Here is a 2,858-nt window from a genome sequence, read left to right as displayed (position 1 = left end):
AGCCCGCCGCGCGAGCCAACCGCGGCCCCGCCGCGGCTGCCGAGAATCGCCGCGCCCTCATCGCCGCCGCGCGCGAGGTCTACGCCGAGGGTGGTCTCGGCGCGCCGTTCAGCGCCGTCGCCAAGCGCGCCGGCGTCGGGCAGGGGAGTCTGTACCGGCACTTCCCCGACCGCACCGCGCTGGCGGTGGCCGTGTTCGAAGACAACGTCCACGACCTCGAGGAGTACACCTCGGCGTCCGACCGCACGATCGACGACCTCCTCGACCGCGTCGTGGAGCAGGCCGTCGACTCGACCGCGTTCATCGAACTGATCACCGCGGACCTGTCCGATCCGCGCGTCGCGCACCTCGGCGAGCGCTATCTCGCGCTCGTGCACCGCCTGGTCGCACGCGACCGCGCGGCCGGGCGGGTGGGCACCCACATAGACACCGAAGACGTCACGATGGCCACCGGGATGCTCGCCATCGAGCTCGCGCGCACGGGCGCCGCGCGGCGTCCCGCGGTGGCGGCACGCGCGCGTGCCCTGTTCCATGCCGCTTTCGCGCCACGCGGAGAAGGATAGGCTCCTGCCATGGGCAGGTTCATCTACGACACGTCAGCCACGTCCGTCGACATCGACGACCGCACGCTCGCGCATCTGCGAATCGTCATGATGAACAAGCTCCGGCGCTCGGAGCCGTTCATGTTCGATGTCGAGATCGGCGACGGCAGCGGACGCCGCAGCTTCTGGATCCACCCCTCCGTGGCGCTGCAGTTCCACTTCTTCGGCAGCCGTCAGCCGCGCATCAACCGGGTCTGGATCGAGGAGCTGATGCTCGCGGCGAGCGGGCCCAGCGGGCTCAGCATCCTTCCGGAGCCCGCCGACGAGGAAGCCGCTCCGGTCGAGGGCTGACCCGGCTCAGGTCGAGAGCGCGCCGCCGCCCACGTCGTTGCCGGCGACCTTCAGCTTGTCGATCTCGAGGCTCTCGACCTCGATCGTACCGAGGGACACCTTCTCGGTCTCGGCCTCTGCGGCGGGATCGCCCGTCGGCACCGGGCCGGTGTCGAAGTGCTCGGCGATGAGCATGATGCCGCCGGTCGAGTTCGCCGAGTTCGCAAGCTCCTCGATCCAGGTGCGGCTGAGCTCGGCCGGCTCGGGGTCGTCGAAGACGAACCGCAGCGGGATCGACGGGTGCACCCAGATGGTGCTTCGGCCGCGCGGCTGATCGTCGGGGTGCCGCCACGAGACGGTGAAGCTCTCGTCGCGTCTGAGCTTCGTGGCGATCACGACCTTGAGGTGCGCGAGCGCCCGGTCTTCGATATGGATCGGCATCGCGCCGCCGCCGTAATACATCGTGCCCACGGGGCAACCATAGCCCTCGCGCGGCTGTTTCCCCACCCGGGAGCGCAGCGGTTACACGCGGTTCCACGCCTCGGTGAGGACGCTGCGGAGGATCTGCTCGATCTCGTCGAACTCGGCGGGGCCGATGGTGAGCGGCGGCGCGAGCTGGATCACCGGGTCGCCGCGGTCGTCGGCGCGGCAATAGAGTCCGGCGTCGAACAGCGCCTTGGAGAGGAACCCGCGCAGCAGCCGCTCGGACTCGTCGTCGTCGAAGGTCTCTTTCGTGGCCTTGTCTTTCACGAGCTCGATGCCGAAGAAGTAGCCGTCGCCGCGAACGTCGCCGACGATCGGCAGATCGATGAGCTTCTCGAGCGTGGAGCGGAACAGCGGTGAGTACTCGCGCACGCGCTCGTTGAGGCCTTCCTCCTCGAAGATGTCGAGGTTCTCCAGCGCCACTGCGGCCGAGACCGGGTGCCCGCCGAACGTGTAGCCGTGGGAGAACGTGCGGTCGCCGTGCGCGAACGGCTCATAGATGCGGTCGCTGACGATCGTGGCGCCGATGGGCGAGTAGCCGCTGGTCATCGCCTTGGCGCACGTGATCATGTCGGGCACGTAGCCGTATGCGTCGCACGCGAACATGTGCCCGACGCGGCCGAAGGCGCAGATGACCTCGTCCGAGACCAGCAGCACGTCGTATCTGTCGCAGATCTGGCGCACGCGCTGGAAGTATCCGGGCGGCGGCGGGAAGCAGCCGCCGGAGTTCTGCACCGGCTCGAGGAAGACCGCGGCAACGGTGTCGGGGCCCTCGAAGAGGATCATCTCCTCGATGCGGTCGGCAGCCCACACGCCGAACTCCTCGAGGCTGCCGGTGGGCGCCCCCATGTCGGCGGCGCGGTAGAAGTTGGTGTTCGGCACGCGGAATCCGCCGGGCGTGACCGGCTCGAACATCGACTTCATGGCGGGGATGCCGGTGATCGCGAGGGCACCCTGCGGAGTGCCGTGGTAGGCGACCGAGCGCGAGATCACCTTGTGCTTGGTGGGTTGACCCTGGATCTTCCAGTAGTACTTCGCGAGCTTGAACGCGGTCTCGACGGCCTCACCGCCGCCCGTGGAGAAGAACACCTTGTTGAGGTCTCCCGGAGCGTAGTCCGCGAGCCGGTCGGCGAGCTCGATCGCGGCCGGGTGCGCGTACGACCAGATCGGGAAGAACGCCAGCTCCTCCGCCTGCGTCGCCGCGACCTCGGCGAGGCGCGTGCGGCCGTGACCGGCCGCGACCACGAACAGACCGGCGAGCCCGTCGATGTAGCGCTTGCCCTGCGAGTCCCAGATGTGGTGGCCCTCGCCCTTGACGATGATCGGCACGCCTGGGCCGTCGGTCATGACCGACTGGCGGGCGAAGTGCATCCAGAGGTGGTCCTTCGCCATCTGCTGCAGCTCCGCCTCGCTGCGCGCGGGGCGGCCGGTGCGGGGGTGGCGTTCGGTCGCGATCGACATGTGTGGCCTTCCGTCGGGACGTGCTCCCACGCTACTCGCGTG

The 2,858-nt window shown here is 69.1% G+C and carries 3 protein-coding genes and 1 pseudogene; 2 read left to right on the top strand and 2 right to left on the bottom strand.

What is annotated here, in order from left to right; all coding sequences use genetic code 11:
• Both EIO58_RS15515 and EIO58_RS15510 read left to right on the top strand, forming a co-directional pair.
• The coding region (locus tag EIO58_RS15515) for a TetR/AcrR family transcriptional regulator (RefSeq protein WP_164861766.1) at positions 1-563 on the top strand (563 nt) is incomplete at its 5' end.
• 9 nt (positions 564-572) lie between these two features.
• Entirely contained in the window at positions 573-893 is a 321-nt protein-coding gene (locus EIO58_RS15510; RefSeq protein ID WP_127820265.1) for a DUF7882 family protein, read from the top strand.
• A 147-nt stretch (positions 894-1,040) separates the two neighbouring features.
• On the opposite strand, the pseudogene EIO58_RS15505 reads toward EIO58_RS15510, so the two are convergent.
• Both EIO58_RS15505 and EIO58_RS15500 read right to left on the bottom strand, forming a co-directional pair.
• Positions 1,041-1,343: pseudogene (locus EIO58_RS15505) on the bottom strand (DUF7882 family protein); the annotation flags it as partial.
• A gap of 51 nt (positions 1,344-1,394) precedes the next feature.
• Positions 1,395-2,816 carry an aspartate aminotransferase family protein gene (locus EIO58_RS15500; protein ID WP_127820264.1) on the bottom strand — a complete coding sequence of 474 codons (1,422 nt, stop codon included), beginning with the start codon at positions 2,814-2,816 and terminating at the stop codon, positions 1,395-1,397.
• Between the last annotated feature and the right edge of the window lie 42 nt (positions 2,817-2,858).

The sequence above is a fragment of the Microbacterium sp. CPCC 204701 genome (genome assembly GCF_004010105.1).
Taxonomy (GTDB): Bacteria; Actinomycetota; Actinomycetes; order Actinomycetales; family Microbacteriaceae; genus Microbacterium.
This window is presented reverse-complemented; position numbering and strand designations above follow the sequence as displayed.